This is a genomic window from Blautia sp. MCC283 (assembly GCF_018785565.1).
Classification (GTDB): Bacteria; Bacillota; Clostridia; order Lachnospirales; family Lachnospiraceae; genus Blautia_A.
The window spans coordinates 240854-265663 of sequence record NZ_WQQB01000045.1 but is presented as its reverse complement, the minus strand read 5'-3'; the positions used below and the strand labels follow the sequence as shown (position 1 = coordinate 265663).

Annotated in this window: 24 protein-coding genes and 1 pseudogene; 19 read left to right on the top strand and 6 right to left on the bottom strand. The window is 45.5% G+C overall.

Annotation, left to right across the window (positions count from 1 at the left end):
- Nucleotides 1-67 precede the first annotated feature (67 nt).
- A complete protein-coding gene (locus GPK81_RS13855; RefSeq protein WP_021977426.1) occupies nt 68-703 on the top strand; it encodes an ECF transporter S component in 636 nt (211 codons plus the stop codon).
- A 266-nt stretch (nt 704-969) separates the two neighbouring features.
- Here the strand turns inward: GPK81_RS13855 and GPK81_RS13850 are convergent, their stop codons facing one another.
- The gene (locus tag GPK81_RS13850) at nt 970-2358 is read right to left on the bottom strand and encodes an MATE family efflux transporter (RefSeq protein ID WP_252196664.1); all 1389 of its coding nucleotides are present in this window, start codon (nt 2356-2358) and stop codon (nt 970-972) included.
- A gap of 183 nt (nt 2359-2541) precedes the next feature.
- Here GPK81_RS13850 and GPK81_RS13845 point away from each other — a divergent pair, with 183 nt between their 5' ends.
- Nucleotides 2542-3153, top strand: a complete 612-nt coding sequence (locus GPK81_RS13845) for an NUDIX hydrolase (protein ID WP_215707227.1) — start codon at nt 2542-2544, stop codon at nt 3151-3153.
- A gap of 493 nt (nt 3154-3646) precedes the next feature.
- On the opposite strand, the gene GPK81_RS13840 is transcribed toward GPK81_RS13845, so the two are convergent.
- A complete protein-coding gene (locus tag GPK81_RS13840; RefSeq protein ID WP_215707226.1) occupies nt 3647-4168 on the bottom strand; it encodes a hypothetical protein in 522 nt (173 codons plus the stop codon).
- A 347-nt stretch (nt 4169-4515) separates the two neighbouring features.
- On the opposite strand from GPK81_RS13840, the gene GPK81_RS13835 reads away from it, so the two are divergent.
- Nucleotides 4516-5700: an SAM-dependent methyltransferase gene (locus GPK81_RS13835; RefSeq protein ID WP_021975817.1), complete on the top strand. Its 1185-nt coding sequence runs from the start codon at nt 4516-4518 to the stop codon at nt 5698-5700.
- 150 nt (nt 5701-5850) lie between these two features.
- Here GPK81_RS13835 and GPK81_RS13830 read toward each other — a convergent pair whose 3' ends face one another.
- Both GPK81_RS13830 and GPK81_RS13825 read right to left on the bottom strand, forming a co-directional pair.
- Nucleotides 5851-7836, bottom strand: a complete 1986-nt coding sequence (locus GPK81_RS13830; protein ID WP_215707225.1) for an EAL domain-containing protein — start codon at nt 7834-7836, stop codon at nt 5851-5853.
- A gap of 51 nt (nt 7837-7887) precedes the next feature.
- Complete coding sequence (locus GPK81_RS13825; RefSeq protein ID WP_021975815.1) at nt 7888-8103, bottom strand: FeoA family protein; 216 nt, start codon at nt 8101-8103, stop codon at nt 7888-7890.
- Between the two features lie 357 nt (nt 8104-8460).
- Here GPK81_RS13825 and GPK81_RS13820 point away from each other — a divergent pair, with 357 nt between their 5' ends.
- From GPK81_RS13820 to GPK81_RS13810, 4 genes are all read left to right on the top strand, one after another.
- The gene (locus tag GPK81_RS13820) at nt 8461-9720 is read left to right on the top strand and encodes a HAMP domain-containing sensor histidine kinase (RefSeq protein ID WP_215707224.1); all 1260 of its coding nucleotides are present in this window, start codon (nt 8461-8463) and stop codon (nt 9718-9720) included.
- On the top strand, nt 9707-10246 hold the full coding sequence (locus GPK81_RS13815; RefSeq protein WP_215707223.1) for a response regulator transcription factor: 540 nt from the start codon (nt 9707-9709) through the stop codon (nt 10244-10246). Before GPK81_RS13820 ends, GPK81_RS13815 begins: the two co-directional genes overlap by 14 nt.
- 256 nt (nt 10247-10502) lie before the next feature.
- Nucleotides 10503-11060, top strand: a complete 558-nt coding sequence (locus GPK81_RS18370; protein WP_118061825.1) for a phosphodiester glycosidase family protein — start codon at nt 10503-10505, stop codon at nt 11058-11060.
- Between the two features lie 411 nt (nt 11061-11471).
- Nucleotides 11472-12785, top strand: coding sequence for an MATE family efflux transporter (locus tag GPK81_RS13810; RefSeq protein WP_215707222.1), 1314 nt, complete (start codon nt 11472-11474; stop codon nt 12783-12785).
- Here the strand turns inward: GPK81_RS13810 and GPK81_RS13805 are convergent, their stop codons facing one another.
- The gene (locus GPK81_RS13805) at nt 12786-13223 is read right to left on the bottom strand and encodes a MerR family transcriptional regulator (RefSeq protein WP_021975878.1); all 438 of its coding nucleotides are present in this window, start codon (nt 13221-13223) and stop codon (nt 12786-12788) included.
- Between the two features lie 708 nt (nt 13224-13931).
- Between GPK81_RS13805 and GPK81_RS13800 the strand changes: the two genes are divergently transcribed.
- From GPK81_RS13800 to GPK81_RS13760, 9 genes and pseudogenes are all read left to right on the top strand, one after another.
- Nucleotides 13932-14864: a hypothetical protein gene (locus tag GPK81_RS13800; RefSeq protein ID WP_215707221.1), complete on the top strand. Its 933-nt coding sequence runs from the start codon at nt 13932-13934 to the stop codon at nt 14862-14864.
- Between the two features lie 44 nt (nt 14865-14908).
- The gene (locus tag GPK81_RS13795) at nt 14909-16042 is read left to right on the top strand and encodes an electron transporter RnfD (protein ID WP_118071806.1); all 1134 of its coding nucleotides are present in this window, start codon (nt 14909-14911) and stop codon (nt 16040-16042) included.
- A 254-nt stretch (nt 16043-16296) separates the two neighbouring features.
- Complete coding sequence (locus tag GPK81_RS13790; RefSeq protein WP_215707220.1) at nt 16297-16953, top strand: MATE family efflux transporter; 657 nt, start codon at nt 16297-16299, stop codon at nt 16951-16953.
- The gene (locus GPK81_RS13785; RefSeq protein WP_215707219.1) at nt 16863-17216 is read left to right on the top strand and encodes an MATE family efflux transporter; all 354 of its coding nucleotides are present in this window, start codon (nt 16863-16865) and stop codon (nt 17214-17216) included. Before GPK81_RS13790 ends, GPK81_RS13785 begins: the two co-directional genes overlap by 91 nt.
- A 177-nt stretch (nt 17217-17393) precedes the next feature.
- Nucleotides 17394-17891: a nitroreductase family protein gene (locus GPK81_RS13780; RefSeq protein ID WP_118061831.1), complete on the top strand. Its 498-nt coding sequence runs from the start codon at nt 17394-17396 to the stop codon at nt 17889-17891.
- 109 nt (nt 17892-18000) lie between these two features.
- Complete coding sequence (locus GPK81_RS13775) at nt 18001-18606, top strand: hypothetical protein (RefSeq protein WP_021977529.1); 606 nt, start codon at nt 18001-18003, stop codon at nt 18604-18606.
- Between the two features lie 126 nt (nt 18607-18732).
- Complete coding sequence (locus GPK81_RS13770; RefSeq protein WP_092069892.1) at nt 18733-18954, top strand: hypothetical protein; 222 nt, start codon at nt 18733-18735, stop codon at nt 18952-18954.
- Nucleotides 18955-19290: 336 nt separating this feature from the next.
- A pseudogene (locus GPK81_RS13765) lies at nt 19291-19653 on the top strand (protein-ADP-ribose hydrolase); the annotation flags it as partial.
- Between the two features lie 670 nt (nt 19654-20323).
- Complete coding sequence (locus GPK81_RS13760; protein ID WP_118061839.1) at nt 20324-22021, top strand: carbon starvation CstA family protein; 1698 nt, start codon at nt 20324-20326, stop codon at nt 22019-22021.
- A 107-nt stretch (nt 22022-22128) separates the two neighbouring features.
- On the opposite strand, the gene GPK81_RS18575 is transcribed toward GPK81_RS13760, so the two are convergent.
- Nucleotides 22129-22263 (bottom strand): helix-turn-helix domain-containing protein, encoded by a 135-nt coding sequence (locus tag GPK81_RS18575; RefSeq protein WP_442860747.1) that lies wholly within the window; start codon nt 22261-22263, stop codon nt 22129-22131.
- 90 nt (nt 22264-22353) lie between these two features.
- On the opposite strand from GPK81_RS18575, the gene GPK81_RS13750 reads away from it, so the two are divergent.
- From GPK81_RS13750 to GPK81_RS13740, 3 genes are all read left to right on the top strand, one after another.
- Nucleotides 22354-22512 (top strand): hypothetical protein, encoded by a 159-nt coding sequence (locus tag GPK81_RS13750; protein ID WP_174088052.1) that lies wholly within the window; start codon nt 22354-22356, stop codon nt 22510-22512.
- A complete protein-coding gene (locus GPK81_RS13745) occupies nt 22494-24215 on the top strand; it encodes a S8 family peptidase (protein WP_215707218.1) in 1722 nt (573 codons plus the stop codon). The genes GPK81_RS13750 and GPK81_RS13745 overlap by 19 nt, the downstream gene beginning before the upstream one ends.
- A gap of 195 nt (nt 24216-24410) precedes the next feature.
- On the top strand, nt 24411-24758 hold the full coding sequence (locus GPK81_RS13740; protein WP_182474257.1) for a TnpV protein: 348 nt from the start codon (nt 24411-24413) through the stop codon (nt 24756-24758).
- Nucleotides 24759-24810 lie beyond the last annotated feature (52 nt).

The following is a 24810-nucleotide window of genomic DNA, read 5'->3' as shown; positions in this document are numbered from 1 at the left end:
TATTTTTTCGCATAAAGATTTCTTGTAGAAATTTTCTTTGAATATTTCTAAAGAAGGAGAGAGAATTATGAGTGAACAGGTATTGCAGAGAGGAAATGCCGTGGAAAGGAGCAGAACAAGGACCATCGCGCAGGTAGCCATGCTTGGTGCTGTGGCAGGAGTATTAATGAATCTTGAGTTTCCGATCCCGTTTCTTGCACCGTCTTTTTATCAGCTTGATTTTTCCGAGGTACCGGTTATGGTAGGAACCTTCGCTATGGGACCTGTGGCAGGTATCCTGATCGAACTTGTGAAGATTCTCGTACATCTTGTGACTAAGGGGACCATGACTGCCGGTGTTGGTGATGTTGCCAATTTCCTGTTTGGATGTGCCTATGTGGTACCGGCCGGACTGATCTACCGTTTCCATCACAAGAAGAGCAGAGCACATGCTGTTGCAGGCATGGCAGTGGGTACAGTTCTGACAGCAATTCTTGCATGTTTTGTTAATGCTTTTGTACTGCTTCCGGCTTACGGTAAGGCTTTTGGAATGCCGATCGAGACATTTATCCAGATGGGAAGTGCGGTACACAGCTCCGTAAACGGACTGCTTACTTTTGCGCTGCTGATCATTGCGCCGTTTAATATCTTTAAATATGCACTGACATCCCTGATCGTATTTGTAATTTATAAGAAGATCCGTGTTGTACTGAAGGGTGACTGATCGTAAGCAGTTATCGGAAGATGACAGAGAAGATCAGGAAATAATGTCTTCGGATGAATATCTGAGGATGTGAAAAATGCCATGTAATATATTGCCGATGGGCAGTAAATTACATGGCATTTTTTATGTTATAGGAAATTACTCCGTAATGTTCCTATAACATAAAAAAGCCCTCCGGGCAGGATCGCACTGCGACGGAGAGGAATAATGTCGCTGAAGCGACCCGTCGCAGGCGGAGAATCCTGCAAGCAGGATTCTTTCTTGTGTCAGGCGTTTTGTTCTGCAGCTTTCATGACTCCAAGCTCACGTCTGGCAAAAACAACGGCCAGCACAAATGCAGAGGTATCTGCAATTGGTCCTGCGTACATGACGCCATCGATTCCGAAGAAGACCGGGAAGATGACAATCAGAGGCAGCAGAAAGAGCACCTGCCTTGTGAGGGACATAATCACACCAAGCCTAGCTTTTCCAATGGAGGTAAAAAATCCGGCAGACATAGGCTGGATCCCGTTGGCAAAGGTCATCAGCATGAAGATCCGGAGATATTTTTCCGCAAACTGAAAGTACAGGTCGCTTCCGTTTCCGAAAATGCTTACGATCTGGTGAGGGAAGAACTGGAAACAGATAAAAAATACGGTTGCGATCACAGTACATAAGGCCACGGAATAACGGTATGTCTGACGTACACGGCTGTATTTTTCGGCACCGTAGTTAAAGCCCCAGATGGGCTGGGAACCCTGAGAGATTCCGATGCAGATGGCCATAAATACCTGGTTGACTTTGGAAATGATCCCTGCACAGGCGATAGGAATGTCACTTCCGTAAGCGGAGAGCGCACCGTAATGGCGAAGTGTATTGTTCATGACGATCTGCACTGCGGCGATAGCGATCTGATTGATACAGGATGCCATTCCAAGGGAAAAAATAGCGGACAGGTTGCGGGTTTTCGGGATCAGCATGGAACGGTCCAGATACATGTTCCGGAGTCGGGCAAAGTAAAAAATAATCAAGAGTCCGGATACAACCTGACCGATCACCGTTGCCCAGGCTGCACCTTTGATGCCCCAGCCGAATCCGAAGATGAAAAGTGGGTCCAGTATGGTATTGATGATGGCGCCGGCCAGGATACAGGTCATGGAATATGTGGGACTGCGGTCTGCGCGGATCAGGTGATTGCCGCCGGTGCTTAAAACGTAAAAGGGCAGGCCGATAGCGGTGATTCCCATGTAATCAATGGCATAGGGCATAACATCTGCGGTTCCGCCGAAAAAATGGAGCAGTGGTTTCAGGAACAGAAGGACGATGACAGTGAGGATCCCGCCTGAGATCACCAGTGAGGAGAGGCCGGTTCCTGCAATGGAGCTGGCTTTTTTTTCGTTTCCTGCGCCCATTTCCAGGTTGTAATTGGAGGCGCTTCCGATTCCCAGGAGCAGTGCGGCTGCAGTGGATATGATGGTTACAGGAAATGCGATGTTTGTGGCCGCGTTTCCAAGCATTCCTACGCCCTGGCCGATGAAGATCTGGTCAACGATGTTGTAGAGTGCGCTGACCAGCATGCTGATGATGGCGGGAATGGCGAATTTGGCGATCAGGCTGCCTATGGGGGCGGTTCCCAGAGGGTTTTCGGCCTGGGCAGTGGTGGTCTGGTTTTTCAATGGGGTTTCCTTCTTTCTTGTTTTTTGTTTATGGGAGTTACTGGTGATGGTTGAAGTTTGAATTTTATAGTGGGTAATTATTATAACATTATTGTGGAGGGTGTGTAAGTATAAAAAATTGACCTTTGGTTTTGGATGGGATAAAATGTTTTTAGAAAAAATTTTCGGGAAGGAGCTTTTCAGATGGGTAAGATCAACAGTGTGAAAAAACTTACAGATAATAAGTTTGTGAATCTTTATGGGGTGGATGCGACCAGTGTACATGATACGCCGGTTTCTTATTTTGTGGCCTCCAGGGCGAAGTGTGTGGAGGATTTGAAGCTTTCTACGGGGGAGAATCATCCGGATGGGGTGATCATTTACAGTGTTTATGGAGAGAAGCGGGATAAGGTTGTGCTGATCCGTCAGTATCGGTATACGATCGGCGGATATATTTATGAGTTTCCGGCGGGGCTTGTGGAGTCTGGGGAGGATTTCCATGAGGGTGCTGTGCGTGAGATGTTTGAGGAGACCGGGTTGAAGCTGGAGCCGATCAAGGTTGCGGAGGCTTTTGAGAAGCCTTATTTTACAACGATCGGGATGACGGATGAATCCTGTGCTACGGTTTATGGGTATGCCAGTGGTGAGGTTAGTAAGGCTGCTCAGGAGGATAGTGAGGAGATTGAGGTTGTGATCGCTGACAGAGATGAGGTACGAAGAATCCTGAAGGAAGAGAGAGTTGCTATTATGTGTGCTTATATGTTGATGCATTTTTTGAAGGATGAGGAGCCGTTTGGGTTTCTTGGGGAGATTTAAGTGAGATGGAATAACTGACGGACGCCATGGAGGGGCTTCTTTCCAGGCGGGGGCTTCGTCGGGGGCTGGCTTCTAAGGTGCCGGAATTCTGCTAAAACCGCTTCAAAAATTCTCGAACTCGCGTCTGAAGCCGCTCAAACAGCGAGATTTTTTGAAGCAACGCAGAATTCCGCCACCTAAGAATCAGCTCCCCTCCTGCAGGGTCAGCCTGGAAAGAAGCCCCTCCATGGCTGTGCGTTCAGTGCGGTTGGATTAAATCTCGGGGGCGTGTTGGTAGTGTGGCGGTCGACGGGAGTTGGATGAGCCGTCAGCGCTGCGCTGGACGGCTGGGAGGAAAGGCTGAGTTTCCTTGTGTGGTTTGCTGGGAGGTTGAGAGCCATCGGCGCTGCGCTGGATGGCTGGGAGGGAAGAGTGAGAGTTGTCGGTGTTGCGCTGGATGGCGGAGTAAAAGGGGAATCTGCGGTTTGCGGATTCCCCTTTTGTGATTAAGAGATTAAAGTTCTGTGAGTTTGCCCAGGTCTTTGTTGTATTTGCAGTATTTGCCGTTTTCGGAGATGAATGGCTGGTAGGTGTCGGTTCGGGTGTCCTTGATGTAGACGATTCCTGTGGCGATCATCTCTACCAGGGAGAAGCGTTTGCTTAAGCTGGAGATCCAGCGGTAGGTCTTCTGATTGCCGTCATCTGCCATGAGGAGGTTGTAGCCGCCAGGACAGGCCTCCAGGGTGAAGTAGACCTTCTGGGCCCGGATGGAGGTGTTGAATACCTGACCGGTGATGTAGGTGGAGAAGTTGTTTTCTACAAATTGGCGGAAGGTGTAGAGATCGTAGATCACGCCGGTGGTCTCATCTTTGATCTTGTCGCCGCGTTCGATGCGGGCTTTCAGGAGCTTGAGGACTTCGATGGTCCAATTGATGAAGGAGATGCTGCTGTAGGTCATGCTTTCCTGAAGTTGATCGACCAGCTGTTTTGACAGGATGTTGGATTTTGATGCTTCATTAAAAAGTTCTTCGTTCATAAGGTTCCCTCCAGTGTTGGATTTTTATATGGTTTTCGCTCTTTTTTTGTATCTTTTATTATAAGTCTGAATTATATATAAAGCAATAAAAAATGCGTAAAATACAAAGATGATTATCGGGAAATGATATATAATTGACGATTATGTTTTGAAAATATCAGTGCTTTTGAGGGCTGGGTTAAATGTGGACTTTAAATATCGAGTTAATTTGGATAACTATAAATAATTATAAGGAAGAGTTTTACCAAATATTCTCATTTTATTGATAAAATTTTGTTGTATATCTCCCTTGACATAAAGCCTTCCTCCGGGTGTATCATATGCAGTGTTAAAGGAGGTAGACTATTATGTTTGAGACATTACAGGAAAAGACAGAAGAGAAAGCAATGGTGCAGTTCCTTGAACGCTTTACAGATTATCCATTTCTGGTAAAGTTCAAGAATTCCGAGTATCATATCGGAGAGGGTGAACCTACATTTACGGTGAATTTTAAGAAAGCGATTCCTCTTGCAGATCTGATGAAAAGTACGTCCCTTGCGCTGGGCGAGGCGTATATGAGAGGGGATCTGGATATTGAGGGAAATCTTTATGAGGCACTGGATCATTTTCTGGGACAGATGGGGAAATTTTCTACCAATGAGTCTGCTCTGAAGAAGATCATGTTCAGCTCAACATCCAAGAAAAACCAGGAAAAGGAAGTAACCAGCCATTATGATATTGGCAATGATTTTTATAAATTATGGTTGGATGAGACGATGAGTTATTCCTGTGGATACTTTATTCATGAAGATGATACATTGTATCAGGCACAGGTAAATAAAGTTGATTATATTCTTAAGAAATTACATCTGGAAGAAGGCATGAGCCTTCTGGATATTGGCTGTGGCTGGGGTTTTCTGCTGATCGAGGCGGCGAAGAAGTATAAGATCCACGGTACCGGCATCACTTTAAGCCATGAGCAGTATGCGGAATTTCAGAGAAGGATCAAAGAGCAGGGACTGGAAGATTACCTTACCGTAGAGCTGATGGATTATCGTGATCTTCCCAAGAAAGAGTATCAGTTTGACCGTGTTGTCAGTGTTGGTATGCTGGAGCATGTTGGCCGTGACAATTATCAGCTGTTTCTTGATTGCGTGGAGAAAGTTCTGAAACCAGGTGGACTGTTCCTGCTTCATTTTATCAGTGCCCTGAAGGAGCACCCGGGTGATCCGTGGGTTAAGAAATATATTTTCCCGGGCGGAACCGTTCCGAGTTTACGTGAGATCCTGAACCATATGGCAGAGGATAATTTCCATACTCTGGATATCGAGAATCTCCGTCTGCATTACAATAAGACACTGCTTCACTGGGAAAAGAATTTCCGTGATAACATTGAAAAAGAGAAAACCATGTTTGACGAAGAATTTCTGCGTATGTGGGATCTCTACCTGTCTGCATGTGCGGCAACTTTCCATAATGGAATTATCGATCTTCATCAGATCCTTATGACAAAAGGAATCAACAACGATCTGCCAATGACACGGTGGTATTGATCTTCCCTTAAGCAAGATCAAAATCAGTATCCGAAAAATAACATATATGAATATAAAAACCTCCCGGAACAGTCAGCAGTTAAAAATGCTGTACTGTTCCGGGAGGTTTTTTATCATAACAGATTGCTTCGGAGAAATGAGAGACTGACATCATACCCCCGGTGCAAGGAGCAGCTTTTCAAAATCTTCCTCACACATAGGACGGTAATACAGGAATCCCTGGATCTCATCGCAGCCTTCTTTTTTCAGAAATTCGGCAATATCTTCTGTTTCCACACCTTCGCATACAATGGATTTTCCCATGCGTTTCAGCATATGGAAGACTTCCTGAAGAACGATCTTTGCATTTTCCGTAAGGGAATCGCCAAGGAATTTCCGATCGATCTTTACTTCATTGAACAGCAGATCTTTTAAGGTATTCAGGGAAGAATATCCGGAGCCGAAATCATCCATGGAAATCTGAATATTATGCTGCTTCAGGCCACGGATCACACGGTTGACGGCCTCGGTATTGTTTACATAGGTGGATTCCGTGATCTCAAAAGTAAGGCGTGAAGTGTCCACCTGATAGGTGCGGATCAGTTCGCAGATCTTTTTGACAAAATTTTCCGGTTCCTCAAAGTGCAGTGGAGAGACATTCAGGGAAATGCGAAAATCTGCCGGAAGCTGAATGGAAAATTTCTGAAGCCATCGGAAGGTTTTTTCATAAACATAATAATCCAGACTGATGATAAAACCATTCTGTTCAAATAATGGAATGTACACAGCCGGGGACCAGAGCGTTTTTTCGTCACGGAGCCAACGGACGAGGACTTCCGCACTGGAGATTTTTCCGTTGGTGGGAGATACTTTGGGCTGAAAATAAATCTGAAATTCTTCATTTTTCAGAGCCTGATGGAAGGAATGGAGAATTTCTGCCTGCATTTTTTCCTGCCGGTCAATTTCCCTTGAATAGATGCAGCAGGGCGGAATCATTTTTTTGGAGAGCCGCCTTGCCACATTTGCACAGGACAGTACGGTTTCCGGTGAGGTTTCGGCATCCGGGATAAAGCAGATTCCGGAGTTTGTGCGGAAGAAATTAACGTGGTAGGTATTGCGGATGCGCTGGCTGATCTGCTGATCAAGTTTTGCGATCTGGGACAGAAGCGCTTCACTGGTAAGGTCCGTAATATCTGCAATGCTGACAAATACATCGGAGAAAAAGCGGGTGGTAAGGATCGTGAAGGAAGCACCAGCCAGTTCTTCATAGACAATGTTCAGGATTTCGTCTCCAAGGGAATATCCGTATTTGTCATTGATGTAATGAAAATTTTCTATGTCTGTGGAGATCAGGGCGATGGAGAGGGAACTTCCGGTACTTTTCTGGATCTGCCGGATCTTTTCAGAAAGGGCTTCCGAAGAGATGGCAGGGATTACCGTATTGCGGGAATGGGTGGAAGGGGCAAGTTCCCGGATAGCAGCAATTTTTTTGCTGGCTTTGTCCTGGTACATTTTTTTGTCTGCGGCATTGATCAGATCTTCCATCATAAAATAGTGATTCTGGAAACTGACTTCATATCCGATGGCATAACTTAAAGGCAGTGTAGTTCTGGTGTTGTATTCCTGAACAAGGGAATCCAGTTTCTCTGCCATATGCTGAAGCTCGGAGAGGCTGGTGTTCTGCTGGATCAGGATGAACTCATCTCCGCCATAGCGGGCCAGAAAACTGTCAGAATCCAGGATCCGGGTGAGACAGTAGGTGAAGGTCTGGATAAATTCATCGCCTTTTTCATGTCCGTAAGTGTCATTGACATATTTCAGATTGTTCAGATCAAACATCATGACGCCAACGCCAAAAGTGCTTGGGCGGTTACTTAAGTCCTGAACCAGCTTTTCCAGGGATGTTTTGTTGTGGACACCGGTGATATCCCGAAATGCCTTTACGATAAGACGGGAGAGAAGTTCTCTCTGGATCAGGGAAAGCGCCAGGGTCACAACCAGAAGTGCCAGAGCTGCTTCCATAAGATGAAGTATGGGATAGTAGGATACTTCCGGATCCTGAAGAAATTTCAGAAGATAAAGATCCATAATCAACAGGATCACAAGCGCAAGCAGGGTGCCTTCGCAAAGATGAAGTACACTTTTTTCTTTTTTCATGGGTAAAATAAGTCTCCTTGTTTATTGATAAATAAAATTGAGCAGGCTTTTTCAGGCCTGCACGATGATCATTTTTGTAAAATCCTGACTGATACCGATTTTGCTTTCCTGTATGCGGACGATGTAAGAGCCGAGAAGGATTGATACGATCCGTACAGTTGCGCCTTCGATAAACCCCAGGGTTTCCAGATAATGGCGGTCCCCTTCATTCCCGCATATTTTCTGAATGATATAATCGGTGTTGATATCAGCTAAATTCAGTGGCATGATTCCTCCATAAAAAGCTGTATGTGAACAGTGAAAGCGGAAAGATATCCGCCAACATAAATTAGTTACAACTAACATTATAACGCGCAGAGATTTTGTGTCAATGGTTTTGGAAAAATAAGAAACATTTTGTCATACAGGACGACAGGTGAAGGTGTTTGTGTTATGATAAAAAAGCATAGAGAAGATCCAATGCAGATAAAAAATAAGTTTAGAAACTGTTTAGTTTTTTCCGCTGTTGCTGTTTAGAAAAACGCTGTATAAGGAAGATGAACAAAAGCGTTTTGCGTCAAGCGGATATTCGCAATCCGCTTCGCTGCGTAGCTCTACACCAAATAACTGCAGGAGGGTGAAAACATGGAAAAGGGAACAGTAAAAAGAAGGATTTTTCTTTCAAATGCACTGATGGTGCTGGTGACGCTTCTGATCTTTCTGGCTATTAATCTGGCAGTGGTGAAGATTTATGCGGAATCAGTGGAAAAAGAACTGAAGACATCTATAGAAGACCTTATTGATGGAAGTGGCACATCGAATTTTTCGGATTCTGACAATGTAAAATACCAACATAAGGATGACCGGGAACTTCTCGGAGATCTGGATGATTTTCTGGAAAGCTGGACAATCCACAGAAATGAGTTTATCCTTTTATTTGGAGCAGATGGAATTATCTGTATCCTTGTACTTTTGCTGATCAGCCAGATTTTCACACGGAATCTGGAGAAAAATATTATGGAGCCTCTGGACCTTCTGGCACAGGGTGCAGACCGCATCCGGCACAACGATCTGACAACGGAGATCCGGTATGTGGGAGATGCGGAATTTGAGGATGTGTGCATCACCTTTAATCATATGCAGGAGCACATCTTGCGGGAGCAGGAGAAGAACCGGAAATATGAGAAAGCCAGAACAGATATGATCGCCGGAATCTCCCATGACCTGCGTACGCCGCTGACTGCCATCCGGGGAACGATCAAAGGACTTATGGACGGCATTGCGGCAACTCCGGAAATGCAGGAGAAGTTTTTGCAGGCTGCATACCGTCGGACCGGAGATATGGAAGGACTTCTGAACCAGCTGTTCTATGTTTCAAAGATCGAAACCGGAAATATGCCCCTTTCTGTTCAGAAAATAGAGATTGCTGATTTTATCCGGAATTATGTGAACGGAAAGCAGGAACTTCTGGATAAGGAAAAAGAGCAGATGCAGGCAGAAACAGGGGATATTCACCTGGATGTCGATGCAGATCCGGAACAGCTGCAGCGTATTTTTGACAATCTTCTGGAAAACAGCCGGAAGTATGCAGAACGTGATGTGCTGAAAACAGAACTTTCCCTGAAAAGAACAGAAGGTGGCGTGGAGATCTGTTTCCGTGACAATGGTGTAGGTGTTCCGGAGGAAAAACTGCCCTATGTATTTGATGAATTTTACAGAGGCGATGAGTCCAGAAACAAAAAAGAAGGAAACGGCCTTGGATTGTATATTGTGAAATATCTCGTGGAAGCAATGGGAGGAAATGTCCGCGGTGAAAATGCGGACGGTTTCGTGGTACGCATGGAGCTTCCGGCAGCAGGAACTCTGTCAGAAGTGCAGAAGGGAGAAAAAAATGGCGTACAATAAAAAAATCCTTATCATAGAAGACGATCCGGATATCAGTATGATCGAAGAAGCCTATCTTCAGGCGTCCGGTTTTGAGACAAAGATACTGGCAGATGGAATGGACGCGGCGCAGATCGCAGAGGAGGAGCAGTTTGACCTTGTTCTTCTGGATCTGATGCTTCCCGGAAAAAGTGGTTACCAGATTTGCCGGGAGATCCGTGACAAATTGGATATTCCCATTCTTATGGTAACTGCCCGTACAGAATCCGTGGATAAGGTGCGGGGCCTTGGACTGGGAGCCGATGATTATATTTCGAAGCCTTTTGACCCGGCGGAGCTGGTGACAAGAGTGAATGCAAATCTGCGCCAGTACCAGCGGATGGTGGAGAAATTTGCCAACAAAGGACCGGATGCGTCCGAGGAGATTCAGGTGCAGGATCTCCGGATCCGGGCAGGATGGGACAGGAACATCCGGAAATGTTGTAAATTCGGATGGAACAGAACTTACACAGACAAGAAAGGTCCTCAGTACCCAGGACTGGCATAAGAAATTTGCGGACAAATTTACCGATACAGTGGTTTCTACAGATACATCATACACAAGTCCCAATCTGTCCATTCAGATTTCTCATCATCAGTACGATTCCGGAACTGTGGATAACACACACGGTGGCAGTTATGCAAAATACGGAAGTAAAATTTCCTATGTGCTGGCGGATATTTATATTGGTGATATTACCTGCTTCCAGACTGCGTTTGCACAGGATACCTATGGAATTGGCTATACGGAAAAACTTACGGATATGTCTGCAAGAATGAAATCCATATTGTCGGTCAACGGAGATTCCTACAGCAACAACCGTCATAAGAATAATGGTACGATCATACGAAACGGTGTGATCTACCGCAGCCAGCAGTCCGGTGAGGAAACCTGTGTTCTCAACTGGGACGGAACAATGGATATCTATCAGCCGGGGCAGCTGGATGAGCAAAAACTGATCGGCAGAGGTGCTTATCAGAGCTGGATCTTTGGGCCAAGTCTGCTGGATGCAAATGGAAAGGCGAATGATAAATTCTGGACCTGGACTTACATTCGCCGGTCTCATCCGCGGACTGCCATCGGGTATTTTGAACCGGGACATTACTGCCTGCTTCTTGTGGACGGGCGGCAGCAGAACTCCAGGGGAATGTTCCTGGATGAGATGGCAAAGGTGTTTGAGGATCTTGGCTGTAAGGTGGCTTATAATCTTGACGGCGGCCACTGTTCTTTTATGGAAATGAACGGAAAAGTGGTCAATGATCCTTACAAACCGGAGCATGAGATCGAAGATGGAATTTTTATTACGGAGGGATCTTTATAAAGATATTAAGCACAATAAGAAAAATGCTCCTGCATGTCTGTGTTGTATGCAGCCTGGTTTCCATAACAGCAAAAATCCTGGACTGGTATAATCCGTATATGGATTTTTCCGGACATGTGGGAGGGCTTCAGATGGTGTTATATTTTGTGGTGATAGTGCTGGCAGTGACAGAAGGCGGAAGTATCATTTCAGGAAGAAAATCCCGCAGACATGTTGAAGAAAGAAGGTTGCATAATCATTCCGAAAGATTTATCATAAATCCTATGTAGAGTATCAGGGCAAAATTTCGTCCCCGGTATTCCTGTGATTATAAATACAAAGAAGATCAGGTTTCGGTTTCTCTGACATTTTCCTGTATGTCAGAAATCGGGGCCTGATTTTTGGCGTATGAGGATGATGGAGTGTAGCAAAATGTATTATGATCTGACAAAAGGCAGGATCGGCAAATGTCTGATCCTGTTTGCGCTGCCTATGATCGCGGGTAATCTTCTGCAGCAGTTTTATAATATTGCGGATACCCTGATCGTAGGACGTGTGCTTGGAAAAAATGCGCTGGCAGCCGTTGGTTCTGCCTATACTTTGATGACGTTTCTGACATCTGTTTTTCTGGGACTGAGTATGGGTTCTGGTGCTCTTTTTTCGATTTATAAGGGAAAGGGCAGTGACCGGGAGCTGCGGCTTTCTGTTGTCCATGCTTTTGGACTGATCATGGGTGTAACGGTGCTGTTAAATGTGCTGGTGTACCTTTTTACGGACCCGATCCTCTGGTTCCTGCGGGTGCCGGAAGAAGTGTACGATGGGATGAAAACATATCTGCTTGTGATCTTTGCAGGGCTTGTGGCAACATCCCTTTATAACTTTTTTTCCTGCCTTTTAAGGGCTCTTGGTAATTCCACGGTGCCTCTTGTTTTTCTGGCGGTTTCCGCTGTCCTGAATATTGGACTGGATCTTTTGTTTGTGGCGGTTCTTTCCTGGGGGATTGCAGGTGCGGCCTTTGCTACGGTGATCGTTCAGTATGTGTCAGGAATCGGGATTACCATTTATGTGCTGCATTCCTGCAAAGATCTTCTGCCTGGAAAAGAGGAGCTTTGTTTTGACCGGGGGATTCTTGGTGAGATCGTGAATCTTTCTTCTCTGACCTGTCTGCAGCAGTCAGTGATGAATTTTGGTATTCTGATGGTCCAGGGATTGGTGAACAGTTTCGGGGCTACGGTGATGGCTGCTTTTGCGGCTGCTGTGAAGATTGATACTTTTGCCTATCTTCCGGTTCAGGATTTTGGAAATGCCTTTTCTACATTTGTGGCGCAGAATTATGGTGCCGGGAATCAGGAGCGTATCCGCAAGGGTACCAGGGTGGCTTTTGCCATGAGTATCGGGTTTAGTGTGATGATCTCAGTGCTGGTGTGTCTGTTTGCCGGGCCGCTGATGAAGATTTTTGTCAGTGGGAAAGAGGTGGCCGTGATTGCTGCGGGGGTGAAGTATCTCCGGATCGAGGGTGCGTTTTATCTTGGGATTGGCTGTCTGTTTCTGCTGTATGGTTATTACCGGGCGATCAAGCGGGCGGAGATGTCGGTTGTGCTGACGGTGATCTCCCTGGGACTTCGTGTTCTGCTGGCTTATGTTCTTTCTGTTGTGTTCGGTGAGGTGGGAATCTGGGTGGCGATTCCCATTGGCTGGGTGATGGCAGATGTTACGGGGATTGTTTATATGCGGCGGACGTGGTAGTTATTTGTGGCCGTTGTCGTATAGCTGCTGGATGTCTTTCGGGAGGTTGTCCGGGAGCATCTGGCGGATCTTGTCTTCGTTTCCTTCTTTCATGGCCTGGTCGTAGTACCAGCATTTGTATTTGAGCATATCGAGGGTTTTATTGAGTCGTAGGATTTCCTGTTCTACGGCTTTTTTTCTTGTCTCGAAGAGTTCTTTGCGGTTCTGGTAGGTGCTGCTTCCCTGGTTGCACCATTCGAAGAATTGTTTGATGCCTTTGATTTCCAGGCCGGAGGCTTTGAGGCATTCGATCATGCGGAGGGCTTCCAGTTCGTGGTCGTTGAATTTGCGGATGCCGGATTCGCGTTTGAGGTTGGGGAAGAGGCCTTCTTTGTCGTAGTAGCGTAGGGTGGAGACGGGGAGATGGAACATCTCGGATACCTGGCCGATGGTGTACATGGGGATTCCTCCTTTGGGTTTTTGTTTTTATTTTATGATAAATGGTGGGGGGATGCAAGTATAGGACGTGAATAGGACGCCGTGGAGTGTGCATCGGTTCTGGCTGGGGCTTCGTCGGGGGCTGGCTTCTAGGCTGCCGGGAATCTGCTAAAAGCGTTTTACAAAAGTCCGAACTCGCGTCTTGCAGCCGCTCAAACAGCGAACTTTTGTAAAACAACGCAGATTTCCGCCAGCCAAGAATCAGCTCCCCTCCTGCAGAGTCAGCCAGAACCGATGCACACTCCACGGCTGGTTATTCAGGGCGGGAGGGTTGGGTGGCTTTCGCGGTTGGGTGTTCAGGTTGGGAGATTTAGGGTGGCTGCTCGGAAATTTGTATGGGAAGGTTAGGTTGAGTGGCTGCTCGGGGGTTGGATGAGGCATCAGCGCTGCGCTGGATGCCTGGGTGGAAAGGCTGAGTTTCCTTGTGGTTTGGCGGGAGTGGATGTCGGATTATGGGATAATTTTTGGAATAGTTTTGGATGATTTTTGGGGTGATGCGTGGTATGGTTATTATATCTTATAAGATCTTTGTCTGTATGGACATTCTTGGAGCTTCATGTTCTGGAGCGTTTTCCATTTGGAGTTACTGTAGAGTTTGTGAAAATCCATTTTATGGGGTTTTTATGTTTGGGTGATGTGGTATAATTTTATATACCAGTAGGAGTGTTAATGACCAACAATACTATATTCGATGATGTTTTCCGGACAATGGTGGAGAAGATGACTTATCTGGTGGTTCCGCTTATTAATGAGGTGTTCCATACCGCATATCCGGAGGATGTTAAGATTGTTCAGCTTCGTAATGAACATCAGTTGGAAGATGGGGAGATTATTACCGACTCCTGTCTGAGGATTGGCGATATGTTGTATCATATTGAATGCCAGAGCCTGGATGATGAAACAATGGCGGTCAGGATGGTTGAGTATGATTTTGCGATTGCATTGGAACACAGAAAAAAAGTTGATGGGAGATATTGCGTAGAATTTCCCAGATCTTGCGTACTATATTTGAGAAGCGGAAAAAGGACACCGGATTTTCTGGAGGTAGAGTTAATCCTTCCGGATTCTCAGATGTGTGTATATCGGGTTCCAACTGTGAAAGTGGAGCATTATACAAAAGATAGTATTTTTGAGAAAAAGCTTCTGATGCTGCTTCCATTTTATATTATGAGATATGAGAAGTCTGCGGATATAATAGAGAAAGATTCGGAAAAACTTCAGAGATTATTAAGTGAATATGAAGATATACGTAATAAACTGGGGAAGGAAATTTCGATTTCCGGGAGGTCAGAGTTGTATACAGATCTGAACAGGCTGATTATCAGAATATCGGATTATGTTTTCAGGAATAAAGAAAAAGTTCGGAAAGGAGTTGGCGAGGTTATGGGTGGAAAAGTTTTGCAGTTGGAATCTGAGAGGCTTCGCGAGGAAGGAATGGCGATTGGAAAAGCGGAAGGAAAAGCGGAAGGAAAAGCAGAGGGTGAAGCAAGATTGAGTGCACTGATCAATCGATTGTTTCTGGAGGGGCGGTCGGATGAAGTGCAGCGTGTGGTGACGGATGTAAAATGGCGTCAGAAGCTGTATGGTGAGTATAATCTGTAATAAGTGATGTGTGAGCTATAAACAAAAAGTTAAGGGGATATTTTATGTGGATTTGTGCCAATGATGAGAGGATTCGATATACAGGGAGGATTGACTGTAGGGTGGAGGCGGAGCCGGTCTGGGTGTTTCCGGGGTCTTCGGCGGAGTTTTGGTTTTCAGGGGAGGTGCTGAGGATTCATGTGGAGAATTTTAATGAGTACTGGCAGAATTATCTGGGGTGTATTCTGGATCAGGTGCAGTCGGCGTTTTATTTGAAAAAGTCCGGTGAGACGGTTATTGAGGTTAGGGTGCCGGAGAATGAGTCTGGGGTGCATCATGTGTTGTTTTTTAAGAGGCAGGATGGGTGTCATGAGCTGAAGATTCTGGGGTTTGAGATTGGGGATGGTGAGAGATTGATTGAGCTGCCTCCGGTTTCGGAGCGTAGGATTGAGGTTTATGGGGATTCGGTTTCTGCCGGGGAGTCGGTGGAGGCGATTGATTTTATTGGTAAAACGGATATGGAGCATGAAGGGGGTTTTTCTAATTGCTGGTTTTCTTTTCCTTGGATGACGGCGAGGATGCTTGGGGCGCGACTTCATGATATTGCTCAGGGCGGGATCGCGCTGATGGATGGTCATGGGTGGTTTCACAGGCCAGAGCAGACTGGAATGGAGACTGCGTGGGATAAGATTCATTATAACACCATGCTTGGGGAGATGACGGAGTGGGATTTTTCGAAATTTGTTCCCCAGGTGGTGATCGTGGCTCTGGGCCAGAATGATAATTATCCGGTGGATTATATGAAAGTGGAGGCTGAGAAGAAAGCACAGGGTGTCTGTGTTCACGAACAGGAACCGGATCAGGAGCAGGTGACGCAGGTGGAGAAGAGTTATTCATATTGTTGTGAGATGGCTGACAGGTGGCGGAGTCACTATGGGGATTTTCTGAAAAAGCTCCGTGGTGTTTATCCGGAGGCGTGGATCGTCTGCTGTACGACTGTTTTGCAGCATGATAAGAGCTGGGATGATGCTATTGACCGGGTTGTAAATTCTGTGAAAGATGAGAAGATCTCACATTTTCTGTTCAGCAGAAACGGTGTGGCTACGCCGGGGCATCCCCGTATTCCGGAGCAGTTTGAGATGGCGCAGGAAATGGCAGATTATATTGAAAATGTGCTGGGTGTATATAAAAATAAATGAGATACGTAATGTGCAGCTGCAGACAAAAGAGATTATATTTTTGAAACTGAATTGCGTAAGATCAAGGTTGACGTAAAAAATCGCATATAGTATACTGTGGATGTTCATCGGAGGGGTGATTGTTCGACGGAAACAATGGCTGGATAAGATGACAGGCTGAGATGTCTGTTGCTTATCCAGCTTTTTTAACGTTTATTAAGAAGAGGAGGATAAGAATAGAAAAAAACAACACTTTTACACAGGGCAAGATCCTGATGACGCTTACCAATCTTGTGAGCAGTTTTGCCATGGGAACGACAGTGCTCCTGGGACAGCAGATTGGCTGTGGAGAGCGGAAACAGGGAGGACGGACAGTAGGAACGGCTATTGTGATGTTTACGGTGATCGCACTGGTCATGACTGCGGTGCTTGTGATTTTTGCACCACAGGTAAGCAGCATTATGAATGCGCCGGAGGAAGCTTTTGACAAAACAGTTGCTTATGTGCGGATCTGTGGCGGCGGTATGCTGGTGATCGTGGCGTACAATCTGATCGGCTGTATTTTCAGGGGGATCGGGGATTCCAGAACGCCGCTGTTTACGGTTGCCGTTGCATGTGTATTCAATATTGCAGGGGATCTGATCCTCTGTGCGGGATTTAAGATGGGAACGTCAGGAGCTGCTTTTGCAACTGTATTTGCACAGATCATCAGTGTGATCGTTTCCTTTGGCGTTATCCGCAAAAAAGAGCTGCCTTTTGAAATGCATAAAACGGATATCGGGGTCCACGGCCGGACTCTCCGGAAAATGGTGTGGCGGTTTCTTTTGCCATTGGTGTTGGAATGTTTTTCCTGTCATTTTTCCATGGAAATGTGCTGGCGGGAATTTTTTCCTCCGATGCAATGGTCATCGAGGCAGCGGCAGATTACCTGAAAGCTTATGCCATTGACTGTCTGTTTACGGCAATCTTTTTCTGCTATATCGGATTTTATAATGGAATCGGTATGACGAAGTTTGTAATGATCCAGGGAATCATAGGTGCTTTCTGTGTGAGAGTTCCGGTGTCATGTTTTATGAGCTGCAGAGCCGGTGCGACGCTGTTTGATATCGGGCTGGCAACACCGTTTTCTTCGATCCTGCAGCTGGTGCTGTGCCTGGGATGTATGTTGTATCTGAGAAAGAAAAAATGGGTATAGGATACCGTGTAAACGTTTTCAGGAATGTGGTCTGTCCGTCTGCAAAAAACTGTGCTAAAATGAGCAAAGAGGATTTTGTCAGAGAAGGATATGATTAAAGAGACAGAATGTGGAAGTCCCACTGACAAAATAAAACCAGAAAAGTAATGTAGATCATAAAGACGAGGAGGAAATATCATGGAGAATATTTTTCACAGAGTAAGTATCCGTAAATATGAAGATAAACCCGTGGAGAAAGAGAAAATCCTTCAGATCCTGAAAGCCGGTATGCAGGCGCCAAGTGCATGTAATCAGCAGCCGTGGGAGTTTTATGTTGTGACAGATAAGGAGAAGATCAGGGAACTTTCCAAAGCGACTCCTTATTCCGGATGTGCGGCAGGTGCGCCGGTTGTGATCGTTCCGGTATATCGGAAAGAGGGACTGGTTGTGCAGGACATGGCGCAGATCGACATGTCTATCGCCCAGGAAAATATCTGGCTGGAAACGGATGCGCTGGGACTTGGCGGCGTTTGGATCGGAATCGCGCCGATGCAGGATCGCATGGATCTGGTCCATGATATTCTGAAACTTCCGGAGAATGTGGAAGTTTTTTCCCTCTTTGCCCTGGGATATCCGGCAGAGAGCAGGAAGCAGCAGGATCGTTTTGACGAGAGCAGGATCTACTTTGTAGAATAATGTATGCATCGGGCTGTGTCAGAATACAATGAAGAATGGCAGAACATATGGTTTTCTGGTACAGCAAGACAGATGTGATAGATAGTAGAACAGAATCGAGGACAGAAAAATGGAACATATAGCAAGAGACGAAGCATTTGCATTATTAAAAAAATACAACAAAGATCCTTTTCACATCCAGCATGCACTGACTGTGGAGGCAGTGATGAAATGGTATGCAAAAGAGCTGGGCTATGGCGATGACGCAGAATACTGGGGCATTGTAGGTCTGCTCCATGATATTGATTTTGAACTTTACCCGGAAGAACACTGCCTGAAAGCACCGGAACTTCTCCGTGAGGCAGGTGTGGGAGAAGATATCATTCATGCGGTGGTTTCTCATGGATATGGAATTACTGTTGGCTGTGGAGCTACCATTGAGACTGCGCCGGAGCATGAGATGGAAAAAGTCCTTTTTGCAGCGGATGAGCTCACCGGTTTGATCTGGGCAGCGGCGCTGATGCGTCCGTCCAAGAGTACCAAGGATATGGAGCTGAAATCCCTGAAAAAGAAATATAAAAGCAAAGGTTTCGCGGCAGGCTGTTCCAGAGAAGTGATCCAGCGAGGCGCAGATCAGCTGGGCTGGGATCTTGCGAAACTTCTTACTATGACACTTCAGGCTATGGCAGAAAGCGAAGATGAGATCCAAAAAGAGATGGATGCGGAAGAAGCCTGAATATAGTGAAAGACACCAATAAATCTTCTGATATTTTGTGCAGAATACATTTTGCAGAGCCGGGATTTTTGCGATAAAATATAAGTATAGGAACCGAAAAACTGCGTTATGAAAGAGGTGAAGGGTATGAAGGAATACGAGATCATTATTGAAACTATTAATCCCTGTGGTGGTGATCGCCATTCTCAGCAAGAGATCGTTGAAGCAAAGATTGAGAGTCCGGAAGCTTATGTCAAAGAAAAAGGAAGATTTCCAATCATTGATAAGATTGAGAATCCCGACGGCGGGGTTGTGATCGTGACCGGTGATGGAAAAGGATACATGGTAAGATATACATTTTCTGAATAATGGGTAATGCGGCGTATGTGACGGAAAACGGATCATAAAGTGGAGTATGGATCTGTTTTACATATATGCCGCATTTTTATTGCTTTTTCGTGATCGGGCAAAAAAATCCTTGACTTAAAGCAAGGAGCTTGGAGTTGGTTTTAACACCCCATCCATTATCCGTTTTCCATTTGAAAAAATGGTGCGGGAGAATAAGAATGTAAATCTGGTGCGGCTGAACCTGGATGAGGCAGTGATACCGGAGAGCTTTGGTAAAAGGGGAATCGGGATCAACCGGGATCTTTGTGAGAGCTTGGATGATATCAGGAAGAATATGTAATAGGAGGGGAGAATCTTATGGAGCAGAAACAACGTCTCGATTATCTTGTAGAAAAATTTAAAGAGGATTCTGGAGAATACAGTGATCTTGCAGTACCGGATTCCGAGCCGGAGAAACGAAGGATCCTCCGGTCTTTAATGAATATCCGCATGCCCCGTCATCTGGATGCTGAGGTGCAGGAAGTACAGGATGCATTTCTTCAGGAAGATGCCCGGGAAAAAGGAATCGTGACTCTGGACCAGATTCCCACAGTAAAAGACAGCTGCAACAGCAGAGATGTTTTTGCAGAAAAAATCTCTATCTGGCAGGGAGACATTACCAGACTTCAGGTGGGAGCTATTGTCAATGCTGCAAACTCCCAGATGCTGGGGTGTTTTGTTTTTGGCATGATGAGCCCTCCTTGTTTATTGAATGAAAGTATGAAATAGGATTTCAGCACAAAAAAAGACACCAAATATGCCCCGGCCATCAGACATCAGCCAAAGCGATATTTAGTGTCAGAAAAATCCATATTCAATTTGCGCGAGGATTATTATAGCAGATTTTTTCAGGAAAAGTAAAGAGAAAAATTCTGCGAGAAATAGATGCCTTTTATTTTTGAAATTGAAATGTGCACAAAAAAACGTATGCAAATTTATAAAATATGTATAAATTATTTGTTGAAATTTTATAAAAAAAGGAGTAAAACATTAGATAAATAAAAAAGAGAAATGCATGGAACAGGACAGACCACAAAAAGTATGCCGGATTACAGAGAGCCGCAGGCTGATGAGAAGCGGCAGAAGGTATTTTGTGATATCACCTGGGAGCATCCCGCTGAATAGAAAGGTTAAGTAAGCCGGGACGTAGTCTTCACGTTACAGAAGAGGCTGTTTGATATGACAGTAATAAGTGGTCGCGTTTAGCAATAAATACGATAATACAAAGTGGTACCACGGAACATTCCGCCTTTGTTATCCGAAAGGATAGCAAGGGCGTTTTTTGATGCAATAACTGTTTTACGGTCATTGTATCATGTATAAAAAACACAAAGGAAAGAGAGTTGATATTATGAACGGAATAACAATGATGATCATAGCCATTGTAGTTCTCGGAGGCGCATATCTTCTGTATGGCCGTTATCTCCAGAACAAATGGGGTATTGATCCAAAAGCAAAAACTCCTGCTTATGAGCTGGAGGACGGAGTTGATTATGTACCGGCCGATACAAATGTAGTATTTGGCCATCAGTTTGCATCCATAGCAGGTGCGGGCCCGATCAACGGACCTATCCAGGCCGCAATTTTCGGCTGGCTGCCGGTTCTGCTCTGGATCCTCATCGGAGGTGTATTCTTTGGAGCTGTGCAGGATTTTGCATCCATGTACGCATCTGTAAAGAATAAAGGACGTACTATCGGATATATCATCGAAGCGTATATCGGAAAGCTTGGAAAAAAATTGTTTCTTTTATTCTGCTGGCTGTTCTGTATTCTGGTTGTTGCCGCATTTGCAGATGTTGTAGCAGGAACCTTTAACGGATTTGTCGCAAATGATGCAGGAGCTGTTACAAAGGTAGCGGCAAACGGAGCTGTTGCAACCACTTCCATGTTATTTATATTTGAGGCTGTTGCACTTGGATTTTTCCTTAAATATACAAAGTTCAATAAATGGATCAACACTGCAGTAGCAATTATATTACTGGTAGCCGCAATTGCACTGGGACTTAATTTCCCGATGTATGTAAGCCTTGGAACCTGGCATATCATCATCTTTGCATATATCCTGATCGCCAGCGTTGCTCCTGTATGGGCACTGCTTCAGCCACGTGACTATCTGAACAGTTATCTGCTGATCTTTATGATCGTTGGCGCAGTTATTGGTGTATTTGTAGCCAATCCGTCCTGTAACCTGAAAGCTTTTACAAGCTTTAATGTGGACGGACAGTACATGTTTCCGATCCTGTTTGTAACCATCGCCTGCGGTGCTGTTTCCGGTTTCCATTCACTGGTATCCTCCGGTACTGCATCCAAGCAGATCAAAAATGAGAAAAATATGCTTCCTGTTTCCTTTGGAGCAATGCTGATGGAAAGTATGCTTGCCATCATCGCGCTGATCGCAGTTGCATCTTTTGCAGATGGCGAGGCAGCAGCACAGGGACTTACAACACAGCCGCAGATTTTTGCGGGAGCCATTGCAAACTTCCTTTCTGTAGTTGGCCTCCCACATTCTCTGGTATTTACACTGATCAACCTTGCAGTATCTGCATTTGCACTGACATCCCTTGACTCTGTAGCCAGAGTCGGACGTCTGTCATTCCAGGAATTTTTCCTTGATTCTGATACAGATGAGGAAAACATGAGCCCATTCCTGAAAGTCGTAACAAATAAATATTTTGCAACAGTTATCACACTGGTACTTGCCTACATGCTTACAAAAGTAGGCTATGCGGAGATCTGGCCGCTGTTCGGTTCCGCAAACCAGCTGTTATCTGTACTTGCCCTTGTAGCCTGCGCGGTATTCTTAAAGAAAACAAAACGTCAGGGCTGCATGCTCTGGATCCCGATGGTATTCATGATGGCAGTTACCTTCACAGCACTTGGCATGACCATCACAAAGCTTTCAAAGGCACTGGTAACAACAGGGCTGGATCTTGGAAACACCTTACAGCTTGTATTTGCAGTATTACTGCTGATCCTTGGTGTATTGGTAGCGATCCAGGGCGTGAAGAAACTGCTTGAGAAGACAGATGATAAAAAAGCAACGGCATAACATTATCGGATAAGATCACGGATATCTGTTTAGCTGAAGAGGCATGAGTCATATAAAAGGCTCATGCCTTTTTACATCCATGGAATTTTGAGATATCTAGAGACGATTTATGACCCCATGCGCCTGCATTCATTGGGAGTCATTCCGAATTGCTTCTTAAAAGCAGTCTGAAAGTGACTTTGGCTGGAGAAACATAAAAAGGTGCTGATCGTACGGATGGATTTGTTTGTATATTGCAACAATTCTTTACCTTCTTCCAGTTTACAGCGCAAAATAAATGCGCTGACAGAAAAACCGAGTGTTTTTTAAATAATCAGGAAATGATGGCTGCGATGATGGAAGGAATGCCGCTTCGTCAGTTGTTAAGCTTCGTTCCCGGAATTAAAAGAGAAATGCTGGAACAGATGGTTGGTGCTTTAAACGAAGGTTTTGCATATAATAAAAAAAATGTATCAATGGAAATGAAAGCCTTATGCCAGATCAGAAATTAGAGAATCTTCTTAATCTTGCCATGAATGCCCTGCCGCATGAGCGGGCGAAATCGGGAAATCTGAATGTGGGATATGATCCCACCACCAGGCTGTGGGATGTGATCGTGAAGTACAGTGGCCCGGAAAGCGGACTTGGTGGTGAGAGGATCCAGGTGGTCCCGCTGCTTGGTGGTTATGCAGTAGTGACATTGCCGGAAGTGGAAATTGCTGCATACTCAGTCAGAGAGCAGATCGAGTTTATAGAAAAGCCCAAGAGACTTTATTTTGAGACCTTTGAAGAGCGGGAGGCAAGCTGCATTTTGCCGGTGCAGAATGGAGCCGATGGCTTAACCGGCAAGGGGATTTTGGTGGGTATTGTGGATTCCGGAGTGGACTATTTCCATCCGGATTTCAGAAATGAGGATGGAAGTACCCGGATCCTGCGACTGTGGGATCAGAGTGTAGCTGGAAATCCACCGGAAAACTATGTATCAGGAACTGAATATACGAAGGAAGAAATTGATGAGGCGCTTACACTCGGGGAAACCGAAGGCAGGCGCCTTGTTCCGTCTGGGGATTTCAGCGGACATGGAACAGCAGTTCTTGGAATAGCAGCAGGAAATGGGAGAGCATCGGAGGGAGTGAATCGAGGCGTTGCGTATAGAAGTGATCTTCTGGTGGTAAAGATGGGAAATCCACGGGAAAATTCATTTCCGCGGACAACGGAGCTGATGGAGGGTATTGATTACCTGATACGGCAGGCAGTGAAGATGAGAAAACCGATCGTTATAAACGTCAGCTTTGGGAATAATTATGGTTCTCACAGAGGGGATTCTCTTCTGGAAAACTATATTGATACAGTTGCGGCCATGGGGCGGACTGTGATCGTTACAGGAACCGGAAATAACGGCAGCCAGCCCTGGCATGCAGGAGGAATCCTGCAGCAGGGGAAAACAGAAGAAATCCAGTTGGCGGTGGGAGCTTTTGAGCCCACATTAAATGTACAGTTATGGAAGGATTATGAAGATGAAATGGAAATTTATCTGGAAAGTCCGTCCGGAGAACGGATCGGTCCATTATATGAAAGGCTGGGTCCACAGCGGCATCTGCTGGAAAATACAGAGCTTCTGATCTATTATGGAAAACCCGGTCCCTATCAGCTGTCCCAGGAAATCTACATAGATTTCATTCCTGAGGGTAATTATGTGGACAGCGGTGTCTGGAAAGTTCTTTTAAGTGGAAAACGTGTGCGCTCCGGACAGTATTTCCTCTGGCTGCCGGGTGGAAATGTACTGAATCGCGGAACCGGGTTTTATTCTCCGCGGGCTGTGGGAACTTTGACGATTCCTTCCACTGCCGGAAAAGTTATTTCTGTTGGAGCTTATGATTCCAGACAGAACGCCTACGCAGATTTTTCCGGAAGGGGAAGTCAGTTCCTGCCGATCCGGAAGCCTGACCTCGCAGCTCCCGGTGTATCCATCTCCGCCCCGGTTCCCGGCGGAGGCTACGCCACTGTCACCGGAACCTCCTTTGCGGCACCCTTTGTCAGCGGAAGCGCAGCTCTGCTTATGGAATGGGGGATCGTGAAAGGAAATGATCCGTTTCTTTATGGGGAAAAGGTGAAGGCGTATCTGAGGAAAGGCGCACAGAGTGTGGGCGGATATGAGGAATATCCGAATGTGGAGGTGGGATGGGGGGAGGACGTTATAATAAGGTTACATTGAATAAAGTCAGTAAAATCAAGTGTTTCCGTTCATTTTCCCAACACAGAAACGAAGCACTTTTACCATGATTTTGAAGAAAATCTGCCCGGGTTGGATTCAAAATGATATGGAAAGAAAGATTTGTAGCAATGACGTAACATGAACAGTTGGTTCTGTTACAGACAACAGTTTAAACGAAAGAGAGGTCATAGGGATATGAAACTGACTTATACAAATGTAAATGGATACCTGATTCCGAATCTCACCTATAAATCCGGTGAGCAGATGGAGCAGCTTGACAAATATGGATTCTTACGCAGAGATTATCTGAAGAATCATCGTAATTCAACGTATCAGGTGATGCTCTTACAGGATACCATTGGAGAGCATCTTCTGGAAGTGGACAAGACAGCCAGAGAGCGGGAAGAAGTGATTCTGAAGCAGTTGGAAGAAAAAGAACCACTACCGGATAAAGAGAAAGATCAGATGGCATGGGTAAGAGCTGCCAATCAGCACAGAGCGATTGCGGAAGAGATTATCCTGAAAGAATTGATTTATGTATAAGGATTGCCAGTGATCAATCTGGCAGGTAACTGATAAAAATAGAATATTGTGA